We start from the raw sequence: 2,474 nt of genomic DNA, 5'->3' as shown, positions 1-2,474 counted from the left end.
CTGGCACGCACGCTCGCCGCGTTGCCGAAACGCCCTAGTAGCTCCGCTACGAGGACCTTCCGGCGCCTTGCGATCGCACGCACCAGACGCCGCGAGCTGATTGGACTCCGATTTTGTGAGCTCCTCTGAGTCAAGCCTTACTTCCACTGCTCTCCGCCCGCGTTCAACCGCCCCATGCAACGAAGGAACAACAGCCCCATGACACGCCCTGTCCGCGTCGCCATTGTCGGAGCCGGCCCTGCCGGTATCTACGCAGCCGACGCGCTGCTGAAATCCGAGTGCGCACTGGACCCGGGTGTATCGATCGACCTGTTCGAGCGCATGCCCGCCCCCTTCGGCCTCATCCGTTACGGAGTGGCCCCTGACCACCCCCGGATCAAGGGCATCGTCACCGCGCTGCACCAGGTACTGGACAAGCCGCAGCTGCGGCTGTTCGGCAACGTCGACTACCCCCATGACATCGGCCTCGACGAACTGCGCTCCTTCTACGACGCGGTGATCTTCTCCACCGGCGCCGAAGCGGACCGCCCCCTGGACATACCGGGGATCGACCTCGACGGCTCCTACGGTGCGGCCGACTTCGTCTCCTGGTACGACGGGCACCCCGAGGTGCCGCGAACCTGGCCGCTGACGGCCGAGAAGGTCGCCGTTCTCGGTGTGGGCAATGTGGCCCTGGACGTGGCGCGCATGCTCGCCAAGACCGCGGACGAGCTGCTGCCCACAGAGATCCCGGCGAACGTGTACGAAGGCCTCAAGGCGAACAAGGCGCTGGAGGTGCACGTCTTCGGGCGGCGCGGTCCGGCGCAGGCCAAGTTCTCCCCGATGGAGCTGCGGGAGTTGGACCACTCCCCCAACATCGAGGTCATCGTCAACCCCGAGGACATCGAGTACGACGCGGGCTCGATCGAGACCCGGCGGGGGAACAAGCAGGCGAACATGGTCGCCTCCACCCTGGAGAACTGGGCCATCCGGGACGTGGGCGACCGGCCCCACAAGCTGTTCCTGCACTTCTTCGAGTCCCCGGTCGAGGTTCTCGGGGACGACGGCAGCGTGGTCGGCCTGCGTACGGAGCGGACGGAGCTGGACGGCACCGGCAACGTCCGCGGCACGGGGCGCTTCACCGACTGGGACGTCCAGAGCGTCTACCGGGCGGTCGGGTACTACTCAGATGAACTGCCGAAGCTTCCGTTCGACCCCACCTCCGGCACGGTCCCTCACGTCGCCGGACGGGTTGTTGAGGGTGCGGAGCCGATGCCCTCGGTGTACGTCACCGGGTGGATCAAGCGGGGACCGATCGGCCTGATCGGCCACACCAAGGGCGACGCCAACGAAACGGTCGCCTGTCTGCTGGAGGACCGGGCCGCGGGCCTGCTGCCGGCCCCGGCGCAGCCTGATCCGGACGCGGTCGTCGCCTTCCTCCAGGCGCGCGGTGTCCGCTACACCACGCGTGACGGCTGGCACCGCCTGGACGCACACGAGCAGGCTCTCGGTGCGGAACAGGGCCGTGAGCGCATCAAGGTCGTGGAGCGCGGCGCCATGCTGGACGCGTCCGGCGCCTGACCGTACGACTGCGTCACCGGTGGTCCCCTCGGCGGGGACCACCGGTGACGCATCACATTGCGCAGAGTGCCGGGCGGGCGGGCCGGCCTGGGACCGTTGAAGGTTGTCGTGAACGGTGCAACGATTCCGGGAAACCGTTCGCCCGCCCTTGGAGGAAACGCCTCGATGGATGACGAGCTCCGCCCCACGGCCGCGACAGTCTTCGACGCTCTCGGCGCCGACTACGAGCGAGCCTTCGCCGGCTCGGCAGCGCACCGCGCCTCTCTGCAGCACCTGCTGACCCGGCTCGCCCCGCACAGCCGGGTCCTGGACGTAGGCAGCGGAACCGGTCGGCCGACCGCACAGAGCCTGGCCGACGCCGGTCATGACGTGTTGGGGGTCGATGTCTCGCCGGTGATGGTGGACCTCGCGGCCCGGCAGGTACCCGGGGCAGCCTTCCAGTGTGCCGACATCCGTGAACTGGCGCTGGAGGACGAGAGTTTCGACGCTGTCTGTGGTACTTCTCGCTCCTGCAGATGTCGCGGGACGAACAGTCACGGCTGCTGCAGCGGCTCGGGCGGTCGCTGAGGCGCGGAGGGCACCTGGTCGTTGCGACGGTGCCGCTGGACGTGGAGGATGTCGGCGCCGTATTCATGGGCCAGAAGGTGCACGTGACCAGCTTCGGCGCCGATGAGTTCACCTCGGTGGTGACCGGGGCAGGTCTGGCGGTCGAGTGGGAGCAGAACTGTCTGTTCACCCCGTCCCGCCCTGAGGCGGTACCCGAGCCGCACCTCTTTCTGCACTGCGTGCGTATCTGACGCACGGGGATGACCGACGGATGCTAGGGCGTGTTTCGAAAGTAGCGTCGTCCGCCCGTAGGGCGGGCCTGGCGGCGTCTGGTGCGTGCGATCGCAAGGCGGAGGGTCGCCCCGATA

Annotated in this window: 1 protein-coding gene and 1 pseudogene; both read left to right on the top strand. The window is 68.1% G+C overall.

Annotation, left to right across the window (positions count from 1 at the left end; translation table 11 throughout):
* The first annotated feature begins 198 nt into the window (after positions 1-198).
* Positions 199-1,560 (top strand): FAD-dependent oxidoreductase, encoded by a 1,362-nt coding sequence (locus AB0915_RS39005; protein ID WP_366696122.1) that lies wholly within the window; start codon positions 199-201, stop codon positions 1,558-1,560.
* A gap of 165 nt (positions 1,561-1,725) precedes the next feature.
* Positions 1,726-2,357 (top strand): annotated as a pseudogene (locus AB0915_RS39000) (class I SAM-dependent methyltransferase).
* Positions 2,358-2,474 lie beyond the last annotated feature (117 nt).

The sequence above is a fragment of the Streptomyces sp. NPDC048411 genome, assembly GCF_040704695.1.
Lineage (GTDB): Bacteria > Actinomycetota > Actinomycetes > Streptomycetales > Streptomycetaceae > Streptomyces.
The sequence above is the reverse complement of the archived record's forward strand: the minus strand, read 5'-3'. Positions and strand labels throughout refer to the sequence as shown.

Excerpts from the sequence above, each read along its gene's own strand:
- AB0915_RS39005 (WP_366696122.1), top strand. The coding sequence starts at position 199 with ATGACACGCCCTGTCCGCGTCGCCATTGTCGGAGCCGGCCCTGCCGGT.